Source organism: Fluviicoccus sp. (assembly GCF_030646115.1).
Taxonomy (GTDB): domain Bacteria; phylum Pseudomonadota; class Gammaproteobacteria; order Pseudomonadales; family Moraxellaceae; genus Fluviicoccus.
In genome coordinates this window covers 208,780-230,731 of record NZ_JAUSMX010000018.1, presented here as the reverse complement: position 1 = coordinate 230,731, position 21,952 = coordinate 208,780, and the positions used below count along the sequence as shown (strand labels likewise).

21 protein-coding genes are annotated in these 21,952 nt (G+C 62.4%); 9 read left to right on the top strand and 12 right to left on the bottom strand.

The annotated features are described in order from the left end of the window. The first annotated feature begins 161 nt into the window (after positions 1 to 161). From Q7T36_RS13030 to Q7T36_RS13010, 5 genes are read left to right on the top strand one after another with little or no spacing between them, the layout of a single operon-like run. The gene (locus tag Q7T36_RS13030) at positions 162 to 1,256 is read left to right on the top strand and encodes a type III polyketide synthase (protein WP_304849197.1); all 1,095 of its coding nucleotides are present in this window, start codon (positions 162 to 164) and stop codon (positions 1,254 to 1,256) included. 4 nt (positions 1,257 to 1,260) lie between these two features. Continuing rightward, the gene (locus Q7T36_RS13025; RefSeq protein WP_304849194.1) at positions 1,261 to 1,962 is read left to right on the top strand and encodes a methyltransferase domain-containing protein; all 702 of its coding nucleotides are present in this window, start codon (positions 1,261 to 1,263) and stop codon (positions 1,960 to 1,962) included. Next, positions 1,959 to 3,140, top strand: coding sequence for an NAD(P)/FAD-dependent oxidoreductase (locus Q7T36_RS13020; protein ID WP_304849191.1), 1,182 nt, complete (start codon positions 1,959 to 1,961; stop codon positions 3,138 to 3,140). Before Q7T36_RS13025 ends, Q7T36_RS13020 begins: the two co-directional genes overlap by 4 nt. Before the next feature lie 9 nt (positions 3,141 to 3,149). Beyond that, on the top strand, positions 3,150 to 3,926 hold the full coding sequence (locus Q7T36_RS13015; RefSeq protein WP_304849188.1) for a 1-acyl-sn-glycerol-3-phosphate acyltransferase: 777 nt from the start codon (positions 3,150 to 3,152) through the stop codon (positions 3,924 to 3,926). Beyond that, positions 3,923 to 4,765 (top strand): alpha/beta fold hydrolase, encoded by an 843-nt coding sequence (locus Q7T36_RS13010; RefSeq protein ID WP_304849183.1) that lies wholly within the window; start codon positions 3,923 to 3,925, stop codon positions 4,763 to 4,765. Before Q7T36_RS13015 ends, Q7T36_RS13010 begins: the two co-directional genes overlap by 4 nt. A gap of 11 nt (positions 4,766 to 4,776) precedes the next feature. Here Q7T36_RS13010 and Q7T36_RS13005 read toward each other — a convergent pair whose 3' ends face one another. The 3 genes from Q7T36_RS13005 to Q7T36_RS12995 all read right to left on the bottom strand — a co-directional run bounded on the left by Q7T36_RS13005 (position 4,777) and on the right by Q7T36_RS12995 (position 6,929). Then, entirely contained in the window at positions 4,777 to 5,214 is a 438-nt protein-coding gene (locus Q7T36_RS13005) for a DUF3465 domain-containing protein (RefSeq protein ID WP_304849181.1), read from the bottom strand. 305 nt (positions 5,215 to 5,519) lie between these two features. Beyond that, the gene (locus Q7T36_RS13000; protein WP_304849178.1) at positions 5,520 to 5,843 is read right to left on the bottom strand and encodes a hypothetical protein; all 324 of its coding nucleotides are present in this window, start codon (positions 5,841 to 5,843) and stop codon (positions 5,520 to 5,522) included. An 81-nt stretch (positions 5,844 to 5,924) separates the two neighbouring features. After that, complete coding sequence (locus Q7T36_RS12995; protein ID WP_304849175.1) at positions 5,925 to 6,929, bottom strand: AraC family transcriptional regulator; 1,005 nt, start codon at positions 6,927 to 6,929, stop codon at positions 5,925 to 5,927. Positions 6,930 to 7,049: 120 nt separating this feature from the next. Here Q7T36_RS12995 and Q7T36_RS12990 point away from each other — a divergent pair, with 120 nt between their 5' ends. The 4 genes from Q7T36_RS12990 (at position 7,050) to Q7T36_RS12975 (ending at position 10,739) form a co-directional block, all read left to right on the top strand. Next, positions 7,050 to 7,940, top strand: coding sequence for a sterol desaturase family protein (locus tag Q7T36_RS12990; protein ID WP_304849172.1), 891 nt, complete (start codon positions 7,050 to 7,052; stop codon positions 7,938 to 7,940). 129 nt (positions 7,941 to 8,069) lie between these two features. Further along, positions 8,070 to 8,654: a nucleoside deaminase gene (locus Q7T36_RS12985; protein ID WP_304849169.1), complete on the top strand. Its 585-nt coding sequence runs from the start codon at positions 8,070 to 8,072 to the stop codon at positions 8,652 to 8,654. Between the two features lie 144 nt (positions 8,655 to 8,798). After that, the gene (locus tag Q7T36_RS12980; RefSeq protein WP_304849166.1) at positions 8,799 to 9,398 is read left to right on the top strand and encodes a YceI family protein; all 600 of its coding nucleotides are present in this window, start codon (positions 8,799 to 8,801) and stop codon (positions 9,396 to 9,398) included. Positions 9,399 to 9,416: 18 nt separating this feature from the next. After that, on the top strand, positions 9,417 to 10,739 hold the full coding sequence (locus Q7T36_RS12975; RefSeq protein WP_304849163.1) for a YceI family protein: 1,323 nt from the start codon (positions 9,417 to 9,419) through the stop codon (positions 10,737 to 10,739). 61 nt (positions 10,740 to 10,800) lie between these two features. Here the strand turns inward: Q7T36_RS12975 and Q7T36_RS12970 are convergent, their stop codons facing one another. The 9 genes from Q7T36_RS12970 to Q7T36_RS12930 all read right to left on the bottom strand — a co-directional run bounded on the left by Q7T36_RS12970 (position 10,801) and on the right by Q7T36_RS12930 (position 21,912). Further along, the gene (locus Q7T36_RS12970; RefSeq protein ID WP_304849160.1) at positions 10,801 to 11,406 is read right to left on the bottom strand and encodes a lipopolysaccharide assembly protein LapB; all 606 of its coding nucleotides are present in this window, start codon (positions 11,404 to 11,406) and stop codon (positions 10,801 to 10,803) included. A 17-nt stretch (positions 11,407 to 11,423) separates the two neighbouring features. After that, the gene (locus tag Q7T36_RS12965; RefSeq protein WP_304849157.1) at positions 11,424 to 12,281 is read right to left on the bottom strand and encodes a hypothetical protein; all 858 of its coding nucleotides are present in this window, start codon (positions 12,279 to 12,281) and stop codon (positions 11,424 to 11,426) included. After that, complete coding sequence (locus Q7T36_RS12960) at positions 12,278 to 14,383, bottom strand: urea transporter (protein ID WP_304849154.1); 2,106 nt, start codon at positions 14,381 to 14,383, stop codon at positions 12,278 to 12,280. Before Q7T36_RS12960 ends, Q7T36_RS12965 begins: the two co-directional genes overlap by 4 nt. Positions 14,384 to 14,387: 4 nt before the next feature. Beyond that, positions 14,388 to 15,767, bottom strand: coding sequence for an alanine racemase (locus tag Q7T36_RS12955; protein ID WP_304849152.1), 1,380 nt, complete (start codon positions 15,765 to 15,767; stop codon positions 14,388 to 14,390). Continuing rightward, on the bottom strand, positions 15,764 to 16,813 hold the full coding sequence (locus tag Q7T36_RS12950; protein ID WP_304849149.1) for an ATP-grasp domain-containing protein: 1,050 nt from the start codon (positions 16,811 to 16,813) through the stop codon (positions 15,764 to 15,766). Before Q7T36_RS12950 ends, Q7T36_RS12955 begins: the two co-directional genes overlap by 4 nt. After that, positions 16,810 to 17,127: a PqqD family protein gene (locus tag Q7T36_RS12945; protein WP_304849146.1), complete on the bottom strand. Its 318-nt coding sequence runs from the start codon at positions 17,125 to 17,127 to the stop codon at positions 16,810 to 16,812. The genes Q7T36_RS12950 and Q7T36_RS12945 overlap by 4 nt, the downstream gene beginning before the upstream one ends. A gap of 171 nt (positions 17,128 to 17,298) precedes the next feature. Further along, positions 17,299 to 17,658, bottom strand: a complete 360-nt coding sequence (locus Q7T36_RS12940; protein ID WP_304849143.1) for a response regulator — start codon at positions 17,656 to 17,658, stop codon at positions 17,299 to 17,301. 1 nt (position 17,659) lies between these two features. Further along, positions 17,660 to 20,815, bottom strand: coding sequence for a response regulator (locus tag Q7T36_RS12935; RefSeq protein WP_304849140.1), 3,156 nt, complete (start codon positions 20,813 to 20,815; stop codon positions 17,660 to 17,662). Next, positions 20,812 to 21,912, bottom strand: a complete 1,101-nt coding sequence (locus Q7T36_RS12930) for a two-component system response regulator (RefSeq protein WP_304849137.1) — start codon at positions 21,910 to 21,912, stop codon at positions 20,812 to 20,814. Before Q7T36_RS12930 ends, Q7T36_RS12935 begins: the two co-directional genes overlap by 4 nt. Positions 21,913 to 21,952: the final 40 nt, after the last annotated feature.

Below are 21,952 nucleotides of genomic sequence, written 5' to 3'. Positions count from 1 at the left end.
GATGGCCCACGGGTTTCGGCCTATCGTTGCGGAATCTGACCGCCACGTTTAGGCACACTCATCATGTCTTTAAAAATGGCCATCCTCCCCGCCAAGGTCAGGACAGCCCGGACTCCTGCCGGGCTGTTGGTTGCAATCATCCGGCACCCGGCGAGCACAGCATGACAACTGCCCACATTAACGGGATCGGCACCGCCGTCCCCGAGCACGATATTCACCAACCGATCAATGCCGTCATGCGCACCATGCTGCCCGAGCCGCGCAGCCGTCAACTGTTCGACCGCATGGCGGAACGTTCAGGGATTGCCCACCGTTATTCCTTCATGCGGATGGACGGACGCGGCAACGGTCAGGACGTCGATGCGGGCGGCTTCTACCCGCGTGGCCGTTTTCCCGGAACAGCGGCGCGCATGGCCCTCTACGAAACCGAAGCGCTGCGTCTGGCGACACGTGCCGTGACTGCACTGAAACAGGAGATGCCGACCGGCATGCTGGAAGGCATCACACATCTGGTCGTTGCGTCCTGCACCGGCTTTACGGCCCCCGGCCTGGATCTGCAACTGGCGTCGGCCCTGGGCCTGCAACCCGATGTACAGCGAACGCTGATCGGTTTTATGGGCTGTTCCGCCGCCGTACCGGCGCTGCGGTTGGCTTATCAGGCCGTCCACACCAATCCGGCGGCGCGCGTGCTGGTGGTCAATCTTGAATTGTGTTCGCTGCACCTGCAGGAAAGCAGCGACCTGAACAACCTGCTGGCGCTGATGCTGTTTGGTGACGGCGCCAGTGCGGCGCTGGTGACCGCGCAGCCTGTCGGTATCGCCATGGAGGACTTTCTGGCGATCATCATTCCCGACAGCAGCGGCCACATCACCTGGCACATCGGCGATCACGGTTTCAACATGCACCTCTCCGGCCAGGTGCCGCAGCGGATCAACCAGACCCTGCGCGATGACAGGTCGCCCGCAGGCGGCAACCGGATCTTGCGCGGCGGGCAAGTCACCGATTTTGAACTATGGGCGATCCATCCCGGTGGTCGCTCGGTACTGGATGCCGTGGAGTCCGGGCTGGGACTGACGCCGGATGATCTGAGCCGTTCCCGCCGCATATTGCACGACTACGGCAACATGTCATCGGCGACGGTCATGTTCGTGTTGCAGGACATGCTGCGCCAGCCGCGCCCCAACGCCCGTGGTCTGGCCATGGCCTTTGGCCCGGGCATGGTGGCCGAAACCTTTCGCTTCCGGATGACGGGTTAAAATCATGAACCATTTATGGAAACGCAGCACCCAACCCGAACTGATGGATAACGACGACATCAGTAGCGCAGACTATCAGCAGTGCCTGGCCGATCTGGCCGCCGTCAACTGCCTGACCCGGACGCACCAGTCGACCCTGGACTGGCTGGAGCAGGCCATCCGCTGCCTGCCTGCCGGTGCTTCCGTCAGCATCCTGGATGTTGCCTGCGGGCAGGGCGACTTGCTGCGGCTGATTCACCGCACGGCCGCCCGGCGCGGGTTCAAGGTCACGCTGCAAGGCATCGACATGAATCCGAACAGCGCCGTCGCCGCCCGGCAGGTCACGCCGCCTGACATGAACATCACCTATCGCACCGGGGATGTCTTCACGTTCTTACCGGACCCGCCGCCCGACTTCATTGTCAGTTCGCAGTTCACCCATCACCTGACCGATACCCAAGTCGTGCAGTTCCTGCAATGGATGGAACAGCATGCCCGGCGCGGCTGGTTCATCGCTGACCTGCAGCGTCATCCCGTGGCTTACTATGGCTACACGGTGCTGGCGTGGTTGGCGCGCTGGCATCCGGTTGTCCAGCATGACGGGGCGGTCTCGGTGGCGCGCAGTTTCCGGCGCGCTGACTGGCAGGCCTTGCTGGCGAAGGCGGGCATTCTGGCGGACATCCGCTGGCACGTACCTTTCCGCCTGTGCGTGGGGCGGCTGAAATGACCGCCGCGCCAACCGTGCCGTTTACCCGGCAGCTGCCTGCGACTGCGGAAGTGGTTGTCGTCGGTGGCGGACTGGCCGGAGCCGGAGCCGCCTGCGTGCTGGCCAAGGCCGGTCGGGAAGTGTTGATCCTGGAGCGCGAGGCGGCGGCCGCGCACAAGATTTGCGGCGATTTTCTCAGTACGGAAACCCAGCGCTATCTGCGGCGGCTGGGGCTGGATCTGGATGCGTTCGGGGGGCATGTCACCTCCCGCCTGCGCCTCATCTACCAGAAGCATATTGTCGAAACCGCCTTACCGTTCACGGGGCTGGGGCTGTCGCGCTTTCAGCTGGACGAAGCACTGCTGGATCAGGCCCGCCAGAATGGCGCACAGCTGTGGCGCGGCCACCGCGCCAGTGTTGCCAGCACCACCGGCTCCATCGTTGTCGACTTCCAGAGCGCCGGGTCAGTGCGCACAAGCACCCTGTTTCTGGCCACCGGCAAGCAGGATATGCGCGGGCTGCGGCGTGAACCTGAGACAGCGCCGGAAGACCTGGTCGGCTTCAAGATGTATTTCGACGTGAATAGCGAACAGCGACGCGCACTGGCCGGTCATGTGGAACTGGTGCTGTTCGATCGTGGCTATGCCGGACTGCAACAGGTGGAGAATAACCAGGTCAATCTCTGCTTGCTGGTTGAGCGGAGCTGGCTCATGGAGTGCGGCGGCACCTGGGAGTGCCTGCTGCATATCCTGTTGCGCAGTTGCCCGCACTTGCAGCGAAGGCTGTCGGATGCCACGCCCTTGCTGGAGCACCCCCTGTCCGTTTACCGCGTGCCTTACGGCTTTGTCTATCAACCGCCTGTCGGCAAGGTGTCCGGCATCTACCGTCTGGGAGACCAGTTCGGGGTGATTTCCTCGTTTACGGGGGATGGCATGGGCATTGCGCTGCACAGCGGGGTGCTGGCGGCCGGCCACTATCTCGCGGGGCTGGATGCGGGCCACTATCATCGCCGTATTGGTCAGGATATTGCCGGCCAGATCCGGCGGGCCGGTCTGCTCTACCGCGCCAGCCGCTGGGCGCCCAGCCGCAGGCTGCTGATGGGCGGGGCGGGTTTGCTGCCACAGAGCCTGAAGCTGGCTGCCGCCCTGACGCGGGTGACGCCGTCAGCCGTTACGCGGGCCATGCGGCTACTGGGTTAAGGAGGCCTCATGACGCGCTATCACCCCGACGACCTCGACCGCCGCAGCCCCGACTTCATTGCCTCGCTGCTGCCAGCCATGGAAGCCCTCAGTCGTCACTATTTGCGCCTGCACACCGAGGGGCTGGAGCATCTGCCCCAGGGCCCGGCGCTATTTGTGGCCAACCATAACGGCGGCATTTTCGGGCCGGATTTACTGTGCACGCTGTCGGTGTTATGGCGCGCGCTGGGACCGGCCAGCCCCTTGTTTGCCCTGGCCCATGATTTTCCCATGCGCCAATTTACGCCGCTGGGCCGTCTGCTGCAAAAGCTTGGCGCGGTCTCGGCCAACCGCGGCAATGCCAACCGCATACTGGCGGCAGGCGGGAAGGTGCTGGTGTATCCCGGCGGCGACCTTGAAGCCTACCGTCATTCCAGCCGCCGCAACGAAGTCATCTTGTTGCCGCGCACCGGCTTCATTGAAGTGGCGCGTGCCAATGGGGTGCCGATTATTCCGGTGGTGGTTCAGGGCGCACACCGTTGCGCGTATATCTTCACGGAAGGCAAAGCAATTGCCCGGTTCCTGCGCCTGCAACAATGGGCCCGGCTGGAGCGTTTCCCGGTTGCCTTTGCGTTGCCTTGGGGCGTTGCGCTTGGCCCTTGGCTGCCCTACCTGCCGCTGCCGTTTCCGCTGCGCCTGCGCTTGCTGCCGCCTGTGCATATTGCGGCGGATGCAGACCCGTTACAGGCCGCGCGGCATGTGCAAGGGTTGATGCAGCAGGCGCTCAACGAAATGGCGGCCTTGTGAGTCCCCGCGCGGATGCTGGCTTTGCGCCGTTGCCGGATGGCGGGAGGCTGGCCTACTCGCGGCTGGGGCAGCAGCATGCGGGGCTGCCCGTTTTGCTCAACCGGCCCTTGGGCGGTTCCATGAGCTTGTGGGGATATTTCGCCGGAGAGCTATCGCGGTTGCATCCGGTGGTGATGTTCGATCCGCGCGGTGTGGGCCGCTCCAGTGACGTACCGCTGCTGCACTCAACGCGCGCCATGGCGGCGGACGCCCTGGCCCTGCTTGATTATTTGCAGATTGAACGGGCGCATGTGTTTGGCCTGTCGCTGGGCGGAATGGTTGCCAGCTGGCTGGCCATGGATGCGCCTGCCCGCACCGGCAGCCTCATCCTTGCCTCAACCTTGCCGGGGCCGGAGGCGGTTTCCTGGCGGACGGTCAGGCGGCTGCTGACATTTTCGAATTGCCTGAGTAAAGGCCAGGTTGCTTTTGAAGTCTGCCTTGTGCATCAGGTCCTTTCGCCCGCGTTCATTGCGGCCCACCCGGAACGGGTGCGGGCCATTGAGCGGGATGTGCGTGCGATGCCGTCGACCCGCCGTAATCTGTTTCTGCTGATGTCGATGGCGTTGCGGCATTCAACCGAGCAGCGGTTGTTCAGGATCAGCAGCCCGACGCTGTTGCTGTTTGGCGGCAATGACGAGTTGGCCGGGCGTGCGGCGCGGGTGGATTTGGCGACGCATCTGCCGAATGCGGTGTTGGCGGTGATGCCGAATGCAGGGCACGATCTTTCGCTGGAGCAGCCAATGGAACTGGCGGGAAGGGTGAGTGGGTTTTTGGATTCCCGCATTAGCATTGGGCTATGATTTCTTAGACATCAGTTAATCCTTAACCAGCCGGAAGCATGGGAGCCTCGAGGGTCCGGATGAGTCCAGTGTACAACCCCGCCTTGGGGGTTCCACTCGTACTCGCCATAGAACTCAACTGAATCACCCGGCTTCAGGGGGCTTAGTCTGGCGGCGAGGTCGATGTTGTGGGCAATCAGCAGGCTGAGGCCGGACGGCAGCCGGATCAGGAATTTCTGATGCCTGCTGCCGTGGTTGTCGTCCGGCAGCAGCTTTGTGACAACACCAGTGCCGTTGACCTGAATGTTGCTTTGATGATTGGCAAAGGCGCGGGTGATGGCATCAACTGCCGTGACCTTGCTTGACGCTGTGGCGGGCGGGGTGTAGCGAAATACGGTGGAGGTTTTGGTTGTGTCGCAGATGGCCTGTGGGGCATGCAGGACGGCCAGCAGAATCAGGAGTTTTTTCATGAAGTGACTTTCTGAGCATGGAAATGGAAGGCGAGACAGGATACTGGCTTGGGTAGGATGACGCCAAGCCAGGCTCTGTGGCCACTGTAGTGGCGCGCCACCGCATCCAGTGTCGGAATCCCGTTATGAAGCATCTCCACACACCTTCGAAAATCTCGCGTACCGGATTTCACTGTGACCGCATCATCTGCTACACAACCGGGAGATGCCGGTTGTCATATCCGGCGTCATGTCCGGCTGCGGGATGGGTCCCGCATTGTCATTCGGGCTACGATTTCTTCGTCCCCGGTTTTGCCTATCAATGGCTAGAGGACGCTCAATGTAAACAAGGCACTACACGTGCTACCTGCCAAGAACCCCCACAAACGCAGCTTGCCGACAAGACTGCTTTTGAACGTAGCCACAATTGAGCCGACGATAAGCATTAACCAGCCGAAATAAAGGTAAATGCCGATGGCAAATGGAGCCGTTACAGCCCCTACGACTGCTCCTTGAAGGAACCATTTCACGTTTTGCTGGTTCTGCACGGCGCTCACTAATGCCCAAAACTGAAAACCGACGACAGAGTTCGCAAAATACTTTGTCGCAAGCTCTGTTTGTTCCTTTAAAAAACCCTCAGAAATCAACATCTTGCAAGGATTGCCTTCTTGTTGCGCTACCTTAATTCATAGGACGTAATCCCCGAAAGCTAGCATCTCAACCCACCCCCGTCAACCAGCCACCAACCTTCTCCTATACCTCATCGGCGACACCCCCGCCCACCCCCGAAACGCCCTCGTAAACGCACTCTGCTCCGAATACCCCAGCAAAAACGCAATCTGGTTCAAATCCAGCCTCGGATCCTCCAGATAATGCTTCGCCAACCGGAACCGCGTCTCCCGCAGCATCCCGTTGAAATTCAACCCCCGCTCTTCCAACCGCCGGTGCAACGTCCGCGTCGACAAATTCAACCGCCGCGCTACCGCCTCCAGCGTCGGAATCCCGTTATTCAGCATCTCCACACACACCGACTGCACACTGTCCAGAAACGCATCCGGCCGTTCCGACCGGTCCAGCAACGCCTCCGCCTGCTTCTCCAGCAACTCCAGCAAAAACGGATTCCGGGTATTGATCGGCAGCGCCAGCAACGCCATATCCAGCTCAATCGCCACCCTAGGCTGGCTGAAATACACTGGACAGCCCAGCACCGACTGATACATTGCCTCGGGGAAGGGCGCGGCATGCGTAAAGTGGATCGCCTTCGGGCCAAAACGGATCGCAGCGTCATCCGACACGATCTGACGCACAAACGTGGTCAAACCGCCCATGAACACTTCATTCGACAGATGCGTGGAAATGCCCAGGTCAGCATCCCAACTCATCTTCAGCACCTGCCCGTCGCTGTCCAGCAGCACCTCCGACATGTTGTGCAACAGCTTCTGGTAGCGCTGAAAACGCAACAGCGCCTCGCCCAGCGAACTGCAATGCATGATCAGGTAAGCCAGCACCCCCGTATGTTCCGGCTGGATGCACGCCCCGATCTTCAACCCCAGCCCCGGCTCGTGCAGTTGCGCCTGCAAGGTTTCCAGCAACTCCCACCAGTCCTCCATGGGCATCTGCGTATGCTGCGGCCAGGCGGCAATGCGGCGGCGGATATCCGGCGCGGCCACCCCGTTTTTATCCAGATAGGCCAGCACCAGACCGGTCAGGTCGCTGGCGACGTAAATGCCCTGCATCAAGTGCCTCGCAAGATTGGCGAACTATGTCAATAACACGGCGAACTATGTCAATACGGTACACGAAGCATACGGCAGAATGGCCTCATCGAACAACGACAAAATATTGAGGGTTCCACCATGAATGACATCCTGCACGCGCTGCTGTTCATCGGCCTGGCCGGAGCGGTGTTTCTTGGCGTCATCGCCGCCGAGGCTTACTACTGGCACCGCAAGGGCCGTCCGGAGATGTACTCGTTCAAGGAAACGATCACCAACCTGACGATGGGCGCCAACTACAAGATTGTGGACGGCATTGCGGTGGCGTTGTTCATCCGGGTTTTCTTCGACTGGGTGTACCAGTTCGGCTTCCAGTACCAGCCGGTGCATGGTGTGTGGAGCATCCTGTTGATTTTCCTGGTGGTGGATGCCAGTTTTTACCTCTGCCATTTCATGATGCACAAGGTGCGCTGGTTCTGGACCTCGCATGTGACACACCATTCCGCCGAGCGCATGAACTATTCGACGGCGCTGCGTCAGAACTTCACCATGGTCTTCAACGGCGCGTGGATGTTCTGGTGGGTGCCGGTGGCGCTGGTGGGTTTTGACAAGAACTGGGTGACGCTGGCCATTGAACTGAACCTGGCTTACCAGTTCTTCCTGCACACCGAAACCAAGAGCCCGCTGGACAAGCTGGGTGCGGTCTTCAACACCCCGTCGCACCACCGGGTTCACCATGGCAGCAACCCGGCGCAAATCGACACCAACTTTGGCGGCGTGCTGATCATCTGGGACAAGATTTTCGGAACCTTTGTGCCGGAAGAGAAGGCGGGCGTGATCAAGTACGGCCTTACCGAACGCCAGCCGCACTCGCTGAACCCGATCTACCTGCAAGTGCATGAGTGGGGCGAGATGTTCCGTGACTTCCGCGACAGTGGTTATGACTTCCGGGTGTTTGTGAAGGGGCCGGGCTGGAAGAGTGACAAGATGATGCGCAAGGAGCAGATGGCATCGGTGTCCAAGGCGGTTTGATTCAAGCTCGTTGATCGATAAAAAGGCGCACACCCGTGCGCCTTTTCTATTTCTGTTATCCCGTTCCTTGACTTCCCCCCCTCCCGGCGTAAGGTACACACCTGCACCACTCACACCGGAAAGTGACCGATGAGCATCCAGCTGAAATTGACGTTACCTGACTGGCTCTCCGCCTACCTGGAGGACGGGCCGCGCTTTTACGAAACGCCCGCCGCGCGCATGTCCCTGGCCATTGAACTGGCCGCCCGCAATGTCCTCGCCAATACCGGCGGTCCCTTTGGCGCCGCCGTGTTTGACCAGCGTTCCGGCCTGCTGGCGGGCGTGGGGGTCAATCTGGTCATGGCCTCCGGGCTGTCGCTGGCCCATGCCGAGATGCTGGCCATCAGCATCGCGCAGCAGCGGCTGGGACAAATCAACCTGGGGGCGGACGGCGGCCGCTGGCAACTGGTCAGCAGCGCCGAGCCGTGCAGCATGTGCCTGGGCGGCATTCATTGGTCGGGGGTGAAGTCGGTGTTGCTGTCAGCGCGTGATGAAGATGTGCGCGCCATTGGTTTTGATGAAGGCAACAAGCCCCCGAACTGGGAAACCGCCTTGCAGTCGATGGGCGTCAATGTGACCCGCGACATGCTGCGGGCGGAGTCCTGCGCGGTGCTGCAGGCTTATGCCCAGCGCGGCGGCATCATTTACAACGCCGGAAAACTGGGCGCGCGCTAGCCGGGTGTTCTCGTTCCGGAAACAAGCTATCAACGGAGTCGTGCTTGTCGGGGGTGGGGGCGGGGCGTATTGTCGGCTCATCCGCTGCCCCATGACCTTTTCCGGAAAAGGGGCCGATATCACCCCATCACCCGGAGTCAACCCATGTCCCGTTTCTTTGCTCCCGCCTTGCTGGCCGTGTCTGTTCTTGCTTCCCCCGTGGCGCTGGCTGCGCCCAATGCCGACCCGGCCGCCATGCCCGCCGGCAGCTATGTGCTGGAAAAGACCCACGCCAGCATCACCGCCCGCGTCATGCACCATGGATATTCCCTCTATACCTTCCGCTTTGACAAATTTGACGCCTCCTTTGACTATGATCCCAAGTCGCCGGAATCCGCCAAGGTCAAGGTGACGGTGGACACCAAGTCGATGAATACCGGTTTAGCCAAGGCTGACAAGGAGTTCCCTGTGGAGTTCCTGAAGGCTGACGTCAACCCGACGGCCACCTTTGTGTCCACAGCCATCAAGCATACCGGCGGCGGCAAGGGCACCATGACCGGCAACCTCACCTTGGCCGGTGTCACCAAGCCGGTGACGCTGGATGTCACCTTCAACGGTTTTGGCAAGGATATGTTCGGCCTGAACCGGGCGGGTTTCAGCGCGAAGACGGTGATCAAGCGTACCCAGTTCGGTTCCACCTTGTATGCGCCCGCCATCGCCGATGATGTGGAGCTGCTGATCGACGTGGAATTCCTCAAGAAATAATCTGTCAGGGGGCCAGCCATGGCGGCCACACGCAATCGATATACCCCGGTGGCCGTGCTGCTGCACTGGTTCATGGCGGCCGCCGTGTTCTTCCAACTGGCCCTGGGCTGGCGTATGGAGGACCTGCCCAAGGGTCCTGCCGTGTTTGCGCTGTTCCAGTTGCACAAGTCCATCGGCTTCATCCTGCTGGCGCTGGTGGTGTTGCGTCTGGTCTGGCGGCTGACGCACCGGCCCCCGGCCTTGCCGGAAGCTATGCCGGTGTGGGAGAAAAAAGCCGCCGGGCTGGCGCATGTGGCGTTGTATGCGGTGCTGTTCGGTTTGCCGCTCACCGGTTGGGTGCTGGTATCCACCAGCCGCACCTCCATTCCTACCGTGCTGTTCGGGGTGCTGCCGTGGCCGCATTTGCCCTGGCTGGCGGAGCTGTCCCCCACTGCGCGGGAACTTTGGCATGATGCGGCGGCCGGTGCTCACGGCCTGCTGGCCGTGTTGATGCTGGCCATGCTGGTGATGCATGTCGGAGCGGTGCTGAAGCATCAGTTGCTGGTGAAGGATACGGTGCTGGGCCATATGGCCCCCGGCGCTCGTCCCGGCTGGGGCGAGCCGCGCCTGTGGTTGCTGTTATTGGCCGCAGCGGGTATTTTCGCCGCCGGTTTTTTCTTCCCCCGCTTGCCGGATGCACGCGGCGGGGGCGATCCGAATGCACCCGTCACCGAGCCCCGGATGGTGCAGCAAACGCCTGTGCTCCCGGAAGCGCCGGTCATTCCGCCGCCGGCTGAGGCGATTGCTGCAGTAGCCGCCCCTGAGCCGGTGGCTGCGCGGCCGGAAATACTGGAGGCGTCTGCCAAACCGGTGAAATGGCAGGTAGAAGCGGGTTCCGCGCTGGAGTTCCGTACCTCCTGGTCCGGAACTCCGGTTGAGGGACGGTTCCGGCAGTGGACGGCGGACATTGTCTTCAGTCCCGATGCGCTGGCGGATTCTTCCATCAAGGTGAGTGTGGACCTGGCTTCGGTGGCTTCCGGTGATGAGCAGCGTGACGGTGCCTTGCCGGGCGAGGACTGGTTCGATGCCGGGCATTTTCCGCAAGCGGTGTTCAAGGCGTCGCGCTTCACGCGGCTGGGTCCCGGCCATTATTCGGCGCAGGGCGAGCTAAGCCTGCGCGGCAAGACCTCGCCGCTGACGCTGGACTTCAAGCTGGCCATCACCGGTAACCGGGCGGTGGCCGAAGGTTTCACCCGCATTGACCGCACCGTGTTTGGCGTGGGTCAGGGCGAGTGGGCGGCCACCGACCAGATTCCGGCGGCGGTGGACGTGACATTCAAGGTGCGGGCAAAACATCCCTGAGCTGACGCCCGGTCCGGGCGAGTCTTCCTCCCAGACGGTTTGACCTGATGCCCTGGATAGTTCAGGGGCGTCCCAGGTTCTTTTTGGCCTCAATATGCCCCGGCACGCGGTTCAGGACCTCCTGCCAACTGCCGGCGGCTTCATTCTTCCAGCCCAGGGCAGTTTCCGCCCGCGCCAGATACACCCGCACCGTGGCGTCGGAGGGGAAGCGCTCAGCCATGTCGCCGCTCAGTTTCGCTAGTTCCTTCCAGTCCTTCTTCGCTTCCAGCGCCACCATCAGCCGGGTGGCGGCGGTGTAGTTCCAGGGAGCAGTCTCCAGCGCCTTGCGGGCTTGCGCAGCGGCTTCGTCCCAGCGCCGGGTGGCCAGCAGCGGCAGGGTTTGTCCCAGCAGGGCTTCCACGGAACGCGGGTAGCGGTTGACGGCGGCGGTATAGGACTTGAGCGATTCATCATGGCGGCCCAGCTGATAGTTCAGCCAGCCGCGCCGCAACATCATCAGGTGCGTGTCTTCGTCCTTGTCGATGGCCTCCAGGGCGGCCAGTGCTTCGGCGTTCTTGCCGGTGCTTTCCTGCTGGTAGGATTTGGCCCAGTCGGCTTCTCCGGCATGGGCCGTTGTGGCCAGCAGCACGCCGAACAAAATGGGCAGCAAGGTGATTTTGGGGTTCATGGTCGGGTACTCCGTTCTTACCAATGGGTGGACAGGTTGAGATAGATAAAGCGCGATTTCAGGGTGTCGGCCAGCGAAACGCTGTGGGCCTTGGAGACGCCGGCCAGCCCGGTCAGGTCCACGTGTTCCCCCAGCCGCCAACCGGCTCCGGCCCAGGCGGACGCTGTCTGGATATACGGCAGGCTGTAGAGCTCACCGGCATCGGTATCGACGCCATACAGTCGCTTGCCGCCCTGCACCATGGCCTGCAGGGTGCGTGGCTTGAAGGCGGAGCCGGGGTCCAGCCATTGCGTCACTTTCAGCTCGGCGCTGGCGGCGGTCTCCAGGCCTTCCGACGGTTGGCTGAATTGCTGGAAATAACCGCGCAACTGCAGCCAGGTGTATTGCCGGTTGAAGCTGCCGCCCACCATCGGCGTCAGCTGGTCAATGAGGATGCCGTTGTCTAGCCGGGTGCGGCTGTACCCGGCATCCAGCAACCGCTCGGGCGTTGGCCACCAGCCCAGCCCGGCCTGAAGGCTTTGGGTGCGGAGGTCAGGATTGCCGGTCTGGGTGTCGTCCAGCCGGATGCCGCCCAGACGCCACGCCCACTGCCGGGTTGCTGACAAACCGCCCACGGACAGCGACAGGCCGCGCTCCTTCAAGCTTGATGCACTTTGGTAATCCACCGTGCTTTCCCCCAGCCCCAGGTTCAAGCCGAAGGCGGGTGAGGCTTGCAGGCCCAGATTCAGTTTCTGCTGCTGCAGTTGGGTGCGTAACGATGATCCCTGGTATTGCAGGCCGGTCAACTCGAGGCTGGCGCTGTTTTTGGTTTCATCCGCTAAAGCGGGCAGGGTTTGCAGCGTCAACAAGGCGGCGGCGAGGGGTTTCAGGTTCATGGGGTTTCTCCGGCCGGAGTGTGAAGGTCAAGGCTGATGGCGGGAATGCCGGTGTCGCCCAGACGGGCGCTGCGGGTGAGGTTGAACAGCCACTGCCGTTGGCCCATAAGGGCCTCCAGCCGCACCAGCCCCAAGGCGGGGGAAATCCAGGCCGTGGTTTGCAGCAGGGGCAGGCCGAACAGGCGATGTTCGCCGCACTGCCGCCATTGCCCGCGGGTGTTGTCCCAGTCGCGTTGGTAAACGCTGCGCAGGCTGACCAGTCCGGGGCAGCAGAAGGCCAGCCCGCGCCACAGCGACAGCGGCAGCAATCGCAGTGGCGGCCGGTCCTGCCACTGGCTGACTTTTTCCGAGGCGGGGCTGAACCCGGCGGCCAGCAGCCACAGGTTCAGGAAACGGTCGAAGCCGCCGTCACGGCCGTAGCAGGCCAGCACCGTCGGGGTATTGTCCGCCAGTGCATGCGCGCGGCGGCCCTGGATGCGGAAGCGGCCGTCGAGGGTGGCCTGGACATTGAGCGGATGAATCTGCCCGGAGTCGTCTGTGAAGTGCAGCTGGCGGCCGGGCTGCAGGCTCAGGGGCAGCACCGGACCCGCCCAGGCGTTCTCCAGCCGGTCGCCGGTTTGCGGAATATGGTTAAGCACGAAGCGACGCGCCCCGTTCTCCAGCAGATTCAGGCCGCAGAGATGGAAGGGGAGCGTACTAGCCGCAGGATGGGCGTACTCCACCACCGACAGGTGCAGGTGCGGTTGCGGTGAGCGGCCGGAGTTGCCGCACAGCCCGACCGGGTCGCCGGGTTTCAGCCAGTCGCCGGGCTGTACGCTAATACTGCCTTGCTGCAGGTGCGCCAACAGCACGCAAACGCCGCTGGCCAGCCGCACCAGCAGGTAATTGCCCCAGTTCTGTTCCAGGTTCATGGCGCCGGGGAGGTTGTCCGGAATATCGTTGACCAGCCCGGCCACCTGCCCATGGCATGGTGACAAGACCGGCAGGCCGAAGGCGTAGTAGTGGCTCAGGTCACTGCCGTCGTGGTGGAAGCTGAGGCCGCCTTCGGTGACGATCAGATCGATGGCATGCCGCCACGGGCCCTGATGGGTATGCTCGCCGTCAAAGCCCTGATAGATATCCCAGTCACCGTTGACCGGCAGCATCAGCGGCAGGGTGCCGCTGCGGCCGACACGGGCTTCCTCCATGTGCCGGTTTTCCAGCGTGCGTTCCGGGATGCGGGGATGTTCGGGGTGGACGCCGGGTTGTCCGGCCTGACGAGCGGCGTGCAGTCCCAGCGCGGTGGTCAGCACGAAGGGCAGCGACAGCGGCACCAGCCCCGCCAGACCGGTCAGTCGGCTCAGGGCGGCATCCAGCAGCACGGTCAAAAGGCTGCCGGTGACGGCCAGCAGCAGGCTGACGGGACCAGGGATGGCAAACAGGCCGCCCAGCGCCATGGCGGTCAGCAGGGCATTGAAGGCGGCGGAATGACTGAGGCCGGGGAAACCGGGCAGCAGGGCGGGCAGCGCTGAAACCAGATACCCCAGCAGCGCCATCAGCGCCAGCCATCGGGAGACGACGGTGATGCACAGCAGGAACATCAGGCCCGCCAGCGGTTGCGGCTGCATCAGGATGGACCCCAGCGTTGTCAGGAAGCGGTCCATGGCCCCGCCGAACAACGGCTGCAACGGGGTCACGGCCGCGGCAGCCTGACCGTGCAGCGCCAGCATCAGCAACCAGCCCGCCGCCACGAACGGCAGGCTCAGCACCGGCACCCGCAACAGCGGCCAGGTTGCCGCGCCAATCAGCTGCGTCAGCAGCGAGGCCAGCAGCCCGCCCATCGCCGAACAGGCCGCCAGAGTGACCACGGCCAGCGGCATGCCGCCCAGCAGCAGCCCGGTCAACAGCCCGTTGAAGCCGTGCACCGGCAGCAGGCTGTCATCCTGACGCTGCCAGCGGGCGCAGACTAGGGCGCTGAGGCAGCCCAGCAGGCCCGCCAGTCCCTGTACCGGATTCAGCAGCGTCACCAGCAGGAACAGGCCGCCGGCCGCCGCCGACGGGGTCAGCAGCGTCCAGCCGTAGCTCATGCCCAGCGCGCGCAGCAGCGGGGAGGGGAAGGGCATGGCGTCAGTCCTTGAAGTTTGGCTGCAGCCCGTCGGGCAGGCTTTCCAGATCGGTGATGTCCTGCAGCTTTTCCCGACGCCGCAAGATATCAACGCTGCCGTTCTCGCGCACCATCACCACGGCGGGGCGGTAGGCAATGAACTGCATCCATTGGGTATTGTTGTAGGCGCCCACCGGCCAGAAGGCCAGCACCTCGCCCGGCGACAGTGGCGGCAGCTTCAGCGACTGGCGCAGCACGTCAATGTTCATGCACATCGGGCCGTAGATCACGGTTTCTTCCGGCAGCCCCTCGGCGGGCTTGGTCAGGCGCACGTCGTGGTTGTACCAGAAGGCGGTGAACAGCACGTTCACCCCGGCATCCACCACCAGTCCGCGCCGACCGTCCGCCAGCCGCTTGTTGGCGACCACGGAGCTGAGCAGCCAGGCCGATTCATCCACCACCGCGCGCCCGGACTCCAGGATCAGTTCCGGCAGCGGCTTGCCTTGCGCCTCGCGGTCGCGGAAGCACTCATGCAGGGTGTTGCAGATGGCGTCCGCGTACTGCTCGATGGACGGCACCACCTGTTCCGGCGGCAGGTAGACGCCTTGCAGTGAATTGCGCGAGGCAAAGCCGCCGCCGGTGTCAAGGAAGCGGATGGTGCAGCCGGTGGCTGCTTCCACCGCTGTGACAAAGCCCGCCATGATCCGCACCTGTGCGCTGTAGGCGCGCGGGTCGGTAATGTAGGTGCCGATGTGGTTGTGCAGTCCCGTCAGTTGCAGCCACGGACTGTTGGCGATGCGGCGGGCCGCGTCCATGGCCTGGCCGGTTTCCAGGTTGAAGCCGAAGCGGCTCCACGGTTCGCTGTAACCGGTATCGAAGTTGAGGCGGATGGCGACCGGGAAGTCGCGCAGCCCGGCGTCGCGAACCACCGCTTCCAGCAGGTACAATTCGTCCAGATGGTCAATATGGATCTGGGCGCGTTCGCTGACGGCGCGTTGCAGATCCTCGCGGGTCTTCAGCGGGCCGTTGAAGATGATGCGGTGACCGGGAACCCCCAGCGTCCGCGCTTTCTCGTATTCGAAGCCCGACACCACCTCCGCCTCGAAGCCTTCCTGGTGCAGGATGCCGCACACCGCGTTCAGGTAGTTGGTCTTGTATGACCAGCCGAAGCGCACCTTCGGATAGCGCGAGGTGAAGGCGCGGCGCATGCGGCGGGCCGTTTCGCGCAGGCGCGCTTCCGACATCACGAACAGCGGCGAACCGAAGCGCTCGATGAGCTGGCTGACCGGCACGCCGTCAATGGCGTCCAGGTACAGCGACTGGCGGACACCGCCGAATTTGTTGAGTCCCGCGCCGCCGTGACGGACGATGGTGGGGGCGATCCAGTGTTTCAGGGTAGTCATGACAGTCTCCGGGCGTGCATGGTGACGGCTTCGAATTGCGACAGCGGCACCATGACTTCCATGGCGTAGCGGATGAACATCATGCCCGCCTCAGCGGGCGGCAGCGGCGGCACTTTCTGGTCCAGCGCCAGTTTCACCAGTTGCTCCGGCAGGTTGCGGCCCACCCCGGCGGAGAAATAGATCCAGGCCGGGAAGCGGGGGTTGATCTCGATCAGGTGATGGCGGCCTTCCGCATCACACAGCATTTCCAGCTCGAAGCCGCCTTGCCAGTGCGTGGCCTCGCATAGTTTCTGCGCAGCGGCCAGCAGTTCGGGGTCATCAATCGACACCCCGGCCCAGGCCTTGCCCTTCTCGGTCAGGGCGCGTTTCTTCATCATCACCGCTCCGGCCAGACCGCCCTTGCCGTCACCCACCCCGGCCAGGTTCACTTCCTCCCCGGTCAGGAACTGCTGCACCAGCACCGGCATGCCCCAGTCGTGGGCGATATGGTGGAAGGCGGCAATGGCGTCGACGGCGTTGTGGGCCACCTTGGCGTCATAGAACAGGCCTTTCACCACCAGCGGGAAGCGGAATCCGGCGGCTTCGGCCTGATAGAAGAACTCGGGGGTGTAGATGGCCTTGGTGGCCGGAGCCAGCAGGCCGGTGCGTTCGGCCAGCGCAGGCAGCTGGTCCTTGCCGCGCAGCAGCAGCTGGTCGCGGCTGGGCAGGAAGTGGCGGATGCCCAGGTCGGACAGCGCCGGGGCGATACGCACGAACACCGGCAGTTCGGCATCCAGGCAGGGAATGATGACGTCAATCTTCTCCTCTTCATGAATGGCGGTCAGCCGCGCCAGGAAGGCTTCCTCCCCGTGCGAGGGATAGGGCAGCAGCCAGGCGGCATCGATCAGGTCGTCCAGATACAGGCCCGGGTCCAGCGCCTCGTAGCCCAGGCCGACGATGCGCACCTCGAAACCGGCGGCTTCCTTCAGGCAGCGGGCCACGGCGATGCCGGGGCCGGGGTTGTCGGCGCGACCGTTCATGCCGGTCACGGCAATGGTCAGTTTCATTTGATCAGCTCCTTCAATCGGGCGGCAAAATCTTGCAGATCGCGTTCAATCTGGCCGGGGTTGCCGTCGTATTCCGTGCACAGTTGTTGAATCAAGTCGTCAAGCCATTCGGTATCGCGGGCCAGTTTCAGCACCGCGACACCGGTTTCGCCGGTAGAAAAACTTTGGCCGCTCACCGGATCGAAAATGAACCCGGTTTCACTGATCGCCAGTCGCCGCAACAGATTGGCTTCCGGAAACCAGTCGCGGGTGCTGATACGTGGCCGGGGCGGCGTGTCGGTGGGCAGGTTCGGGGTGATGAGTTTCATGTTCATGATGAGTGCTCCACGCGGTTCTTTCGATGAACCCAGTGTCGCCTGCAAAATGGCAGCAATTGTGGAGGAAATGAGGAAATCGTGGCGGGGGGACGAACGGATTGTTTTCAAGGACGAGCGGCGGTTTTCAACCCGGCAACGGCGCTTGCAGCCGGGGGTGATGAAGAGTGGCTATACAAACCCCCCGACCACCTCCAGAAAGTTCTGGTAACGGATCGGCTTGGCAATATAGCCGTCACAACCGGCCGCCTTGAATTTCTCGCGGTCGCCGCTCATGGCAAAGGCCGTCAGCGCAATGATCCTAATGTCCTGCGTGGCGGGGTCACTGCGCAGCAGCTGGGTCGCACTCAGGCCATTGATGCCGGGCAGTTGCACATCCATCAGAATCAGCTGTGGAAGCCACTCGTGCGCCACGCGGATGCCATCCTCGGCATCGATGGATTGCCGCACTTCGTGGCCGGCCGACTCCAGCAGGAAAACGGCCAGCTTCATGTTCACGGGGTTGTCCTCAACTACCAGAATACGCGCCATCTTATTTCACCTTCCCGGACATCGCCCGTTTCACTTCCTCAACAAAGGTGACGTGTTTGAACTCGGATTTCTCAATCACCTTCAGGACATCGCCATTGAGCCGCTTTCGATCGTCTTCGGTAACCTGCTTTGCCGTGACGACAATGATCGGGATGTTCGCCGTCGCCGCGTCCCGCTTCAACGCTTCAACCACGTCGAAGCCACTGATCTCCGGCATCATCAGGTCCAGCACCAGCAAATCCGGGGGCTGGCGGCGCGCCACTTCAATACCCTCCTGCCCGCCAAAGGCCGATAGCACACGATAGCCGATCGGATCGAGATAGGCGCACAGCAGTTGCACGGCCTTGGGATCATCGTCAACGACCAGGACCGTGCGGCGTTCGCCTTCCTTGAAGCCCAGCGCCGCCAGCGCACTTGCCAGCTCCTGGCTGCTGACCGGTTTTTGCAGGACCTGATTGGCGCCGAGTGACAGGCCGCGAATGCGGTCGGCGACAATGGAAACGATGACCACGGGCACACTGGCACATGCCGGATGTTGTTTGAGCTGTTCCAGGAAATCCCAGCCGTTCATGCCCGGCAATTCGATATCCAGCGTGATCAGGTCCGGGCATTCCGCCACGGCCAGCTCCAGCGCCGACTCGGCCGTCACGGTCCGCACCACGCGGAATCCTGAATTCTCAAGTTGCAGGCGCATCAATGTGGCGGCCTTGTCATCCTCCTCCACGACCAGCGCCAGCGGCTGGATGCCGGCAACAACCGGCAGCGGCGTGAGGACACCGGCCATAACATCCCGAACCGGCGCGGCAGCCGTCAGCCCGGTGGCCAAGGCATGGCCTTCCAGTCGCCAGGGCAGCCAGACGGTAAACGTCGAACCGGCTCCCGGCGCACTCTGGAGCACCACCTTCCCGCCGTGCAGCTCGGCCAGCCGCTTCACCATGGCCAGCCCAAGCCCCGTTCCCGCATAGCGGCGCGACAGCTTGCTGTCTATCTGGGTAAACGGGGTAAACAGCTGCTTCTGGTCTTCGGCAGAAATGCCAATGCCGGTGTCGCGCACCGTCAGTTCAAGGTAGTGATCGAAGTCCCCCTGCGGCATCACATCGCGCCCGACCCGCCGCGCCGCGACATGCACACTCCCTCCTTCCGGCGTGAACTTGACCGCATTCGAGAGCAGGTTGTAGATAATTTGCTTGACCTTGCGTTCATCAAGCCAGATATCCCCCAGACCCTCTGCCACCTCGGACGTCAGGCCGAGCCGATGCGCCATGGCTTTCTCACGCACGACCTGCAAGCCGGACTGGACAAGGGCGGACGGCTCCAGAGGCTCAAGTTCCAGCGTCATCTTGCCGGCCTCAACCTTCGACAGATCGAGAATGTCATTGATCAGCGACAGCAGATGGATACCGCTGGTGAAAATGTCATTTACGGACTCGCTCTGCTGTTTGGACAGCGCCCCCATCAGCCCGTCCTTCAGCACTTCGGAGAATCCGATGATGGCGTTCAGCGGTGTCCGCAACTCGTGTGACATGTTGGCGAGGAACTCGGACTTCATCCGGCCCGCCTCTTCGAGCTGGTGGTTCTTCAGCGCTATCTCTTCGCTGTTGGCCCGCAACTTCTCGGCCAGCGCCCGCAAGTCGTCGTACTGGCGAAGATTGTCGAGAGCGACACCCAGGGTGACGGCCAGCCTGTCGAGAAACCCCCGGTCACCGGCATCCAGCTCACGACTAGCCGCCAGCACCAACACCGCAATACGGCGGCCCTGATAACTGACCGGAATCATCAACACCAGCGCCGGGGCGAAGTCCGCCACCCCGGTTTTCAGGGTCAGGGTGGCGCAATTGAGAACCGTGGTTTCACCGGTTTCCGCCGCTTGTCCCAGCATGCCATCGCCGAGGGCAAACTCGCGCGGCATGTCTTCTCCCAGGCCATGCGCCGCCTCACAGTGATAGCGTCCGCTCCATTCGTCAAACCCGTACAGGGCTGAAACCGGCAGTGGATGCCGGCCAGCCAGCAGGGCCAGCAGCCCATCCAGGATTTTCCGGCGGTCGAAGCTGGCCGAGAACAAGGCCACGGCATTGCCCTGCGTCTCATCAAACGACGCGGCGGCCCGCAGCAGCTTTTCGGTCCGCTTGAAGATGGTGACATCCACGTTGACGGTCAGCCCGCTGACAATACGCCCTGCCGAGTTTCGGATCGGCATGGCGCTGGTGTAGATGGTCTTGCGCACCCCGTCGCTGCTGCGGATATCCACCAGTTCGTCTCGAACCGTTTCGCCGGTTTTCAGCGTCCGCGCCAGCGCCCATTCATCTGCCGCCAAGCGTTTTCCGGTTTCCGGCCACCAGCCCTCGTATTCCGCAAGCGGCTCGGAATTGTCCGCATAATGGGCCACCCCCCAGATTTCCCGGGCAGCGGGGTTAATCTGGATGATCTTCCCGGACGCATCGGTAACAATGACGCCGACCGGCAGCAAATTCAGGATCTGCTTGAGAAATTCGCTCTCATGAACGGCGGTCTCCGTTGCCTGCCGCTGCCGTTCTTCACTTCGGATGCGCCACCACAACAGTAACAGACCGGCCAGCGCCAGCCCCACCAGCAGGGTGCCAACCAGTTTCGCGCTGACGGCATTACTTTCCACGGCATCGTTGCGCAGCATCAGCAACAGGCGTTCCTCGTCTTCCATGACTTTGAGGTGTTTCAGCATCACGTCCATGCCACTGCGGGACGAACCGGTTTTCATGGTGTCACGGGCGTCGTCAAATCCCTGATTGCGATAGATGGTGACAATGCCGTCCAATAGTTGAATCCGCTCTTCGGCCAGTTTGGCCAATGTCACGCTGCGCAACTGCTGCTTCGGGTTATCGGCGGTCAGCGCGCCGACGCGGGCCAGTATTTCGCGGATCTTGCCGATTTCTATTGCACGCGCATTTCGGGTAAAGCCTTCACTGGTAATCAGGTAACTGCGCTGCTCACTCTCCATTTCGCGAAGGCCCGACCGCACATCGCCCAGCGCGTCCAGAACCTGGTAAGTGCGGGTGACTTCGTGCGAGGTTTCGATATAACGCTGTAGTGAGCGGTACATCAGCCCCCCGGAAATCAGGAGTAAAGCCAGTGCGGCAAACAGTCCGCTGATGAGCTTGTTCTCGATCGTCAGTTTTTTCATGCCATGCTTCCCTGGAGGCTATCCGGTCGGGATTGCTCTTGAGTGACGAAGTGGTCGTAGATGGCTGCAAAGCGATCGGCCTGCGCCGTAAAGGCGGTCAGCACTGCCGGGTCAAAATGCGTCGGCCGGGTGCGGCCATCACCCTGGGTGATGATGCCGACGGTGCGTTCGTGATCGAAGGGGGGCTTGTAGGGGCGCTGGCTGCGCAGCGCGTCATACACATCACAAATCTGCATGATCCTGGCGGCCAGTGGAATCGCCGTTCCCTCCAGGCCGTTGGGGTAACCGCTGCCATCCCAGTGTTCGTGGTGGTTCAGGGCAATCTCCGCCCCCATCTGGGTGTAGGGCGACGTACCGCTGGACAGGATGCCCTCGCCCAGCGCGCAGTGAGTCTTCATCACCGCCCATTCCTCCGGTGTAAACGCACCCGGTTTCAACAGGATATGATCGGGTATGCCGATCTTGCCGATATCGTGCATGGGGCTGGCGTGAAAAATGGCCGTGCTGAAATCCAGCGGCAGGTTCATGGCTTCCGCCAGAACCTGGCAGTAGTGGCTGATGCGGCGAACGTGGTGACCGGTTTCTTCATCCTTCCGTTCTGCCGCCCGAACCAGCGTAAAGACGGTGTCGCGGTAGGCTTCTTCGAGTTGAGCCGTGCGCAATGTCACCTGCTCATTGAGTATCCGGTTATGGTTGGCCAGAAAGTCGCCATACTCCTTGAGCCGCAACAGGTTGCGCACCCGTACCCACAGTTCGGCCCGGTCAACGGGTTTGGTCAGAAACTCTTCCGCCCCGGCATTGAGACCGGCCAGGCGGGCCTCGCGGTCGGTTTGGGCGGTCACCATGATGATGGGAATATTGGCGGTGACGGGATCGGATTTCAGGGCGCTTGCCACCTGATAACCCGTCATTCCGGGCATCATGATGTCGAGCAGGATCAAGTCGGGCGCCTGCTGTTTAATGGAGGCCAGCGCCTCTTCGCCGCTTGCCGCGTCACGCGTGGTATAGCCTTCAAGGTGGAGCAGGGCCTCCAGCAAGCGGATGTTGCGGGGCTCATCGTCAACGATCAGGATGGTGGCGGATTCCCGCTTGTTCATAGTCAGCCTTCTGTTCTTGTGTCATGGCGCGGGTGCTGAC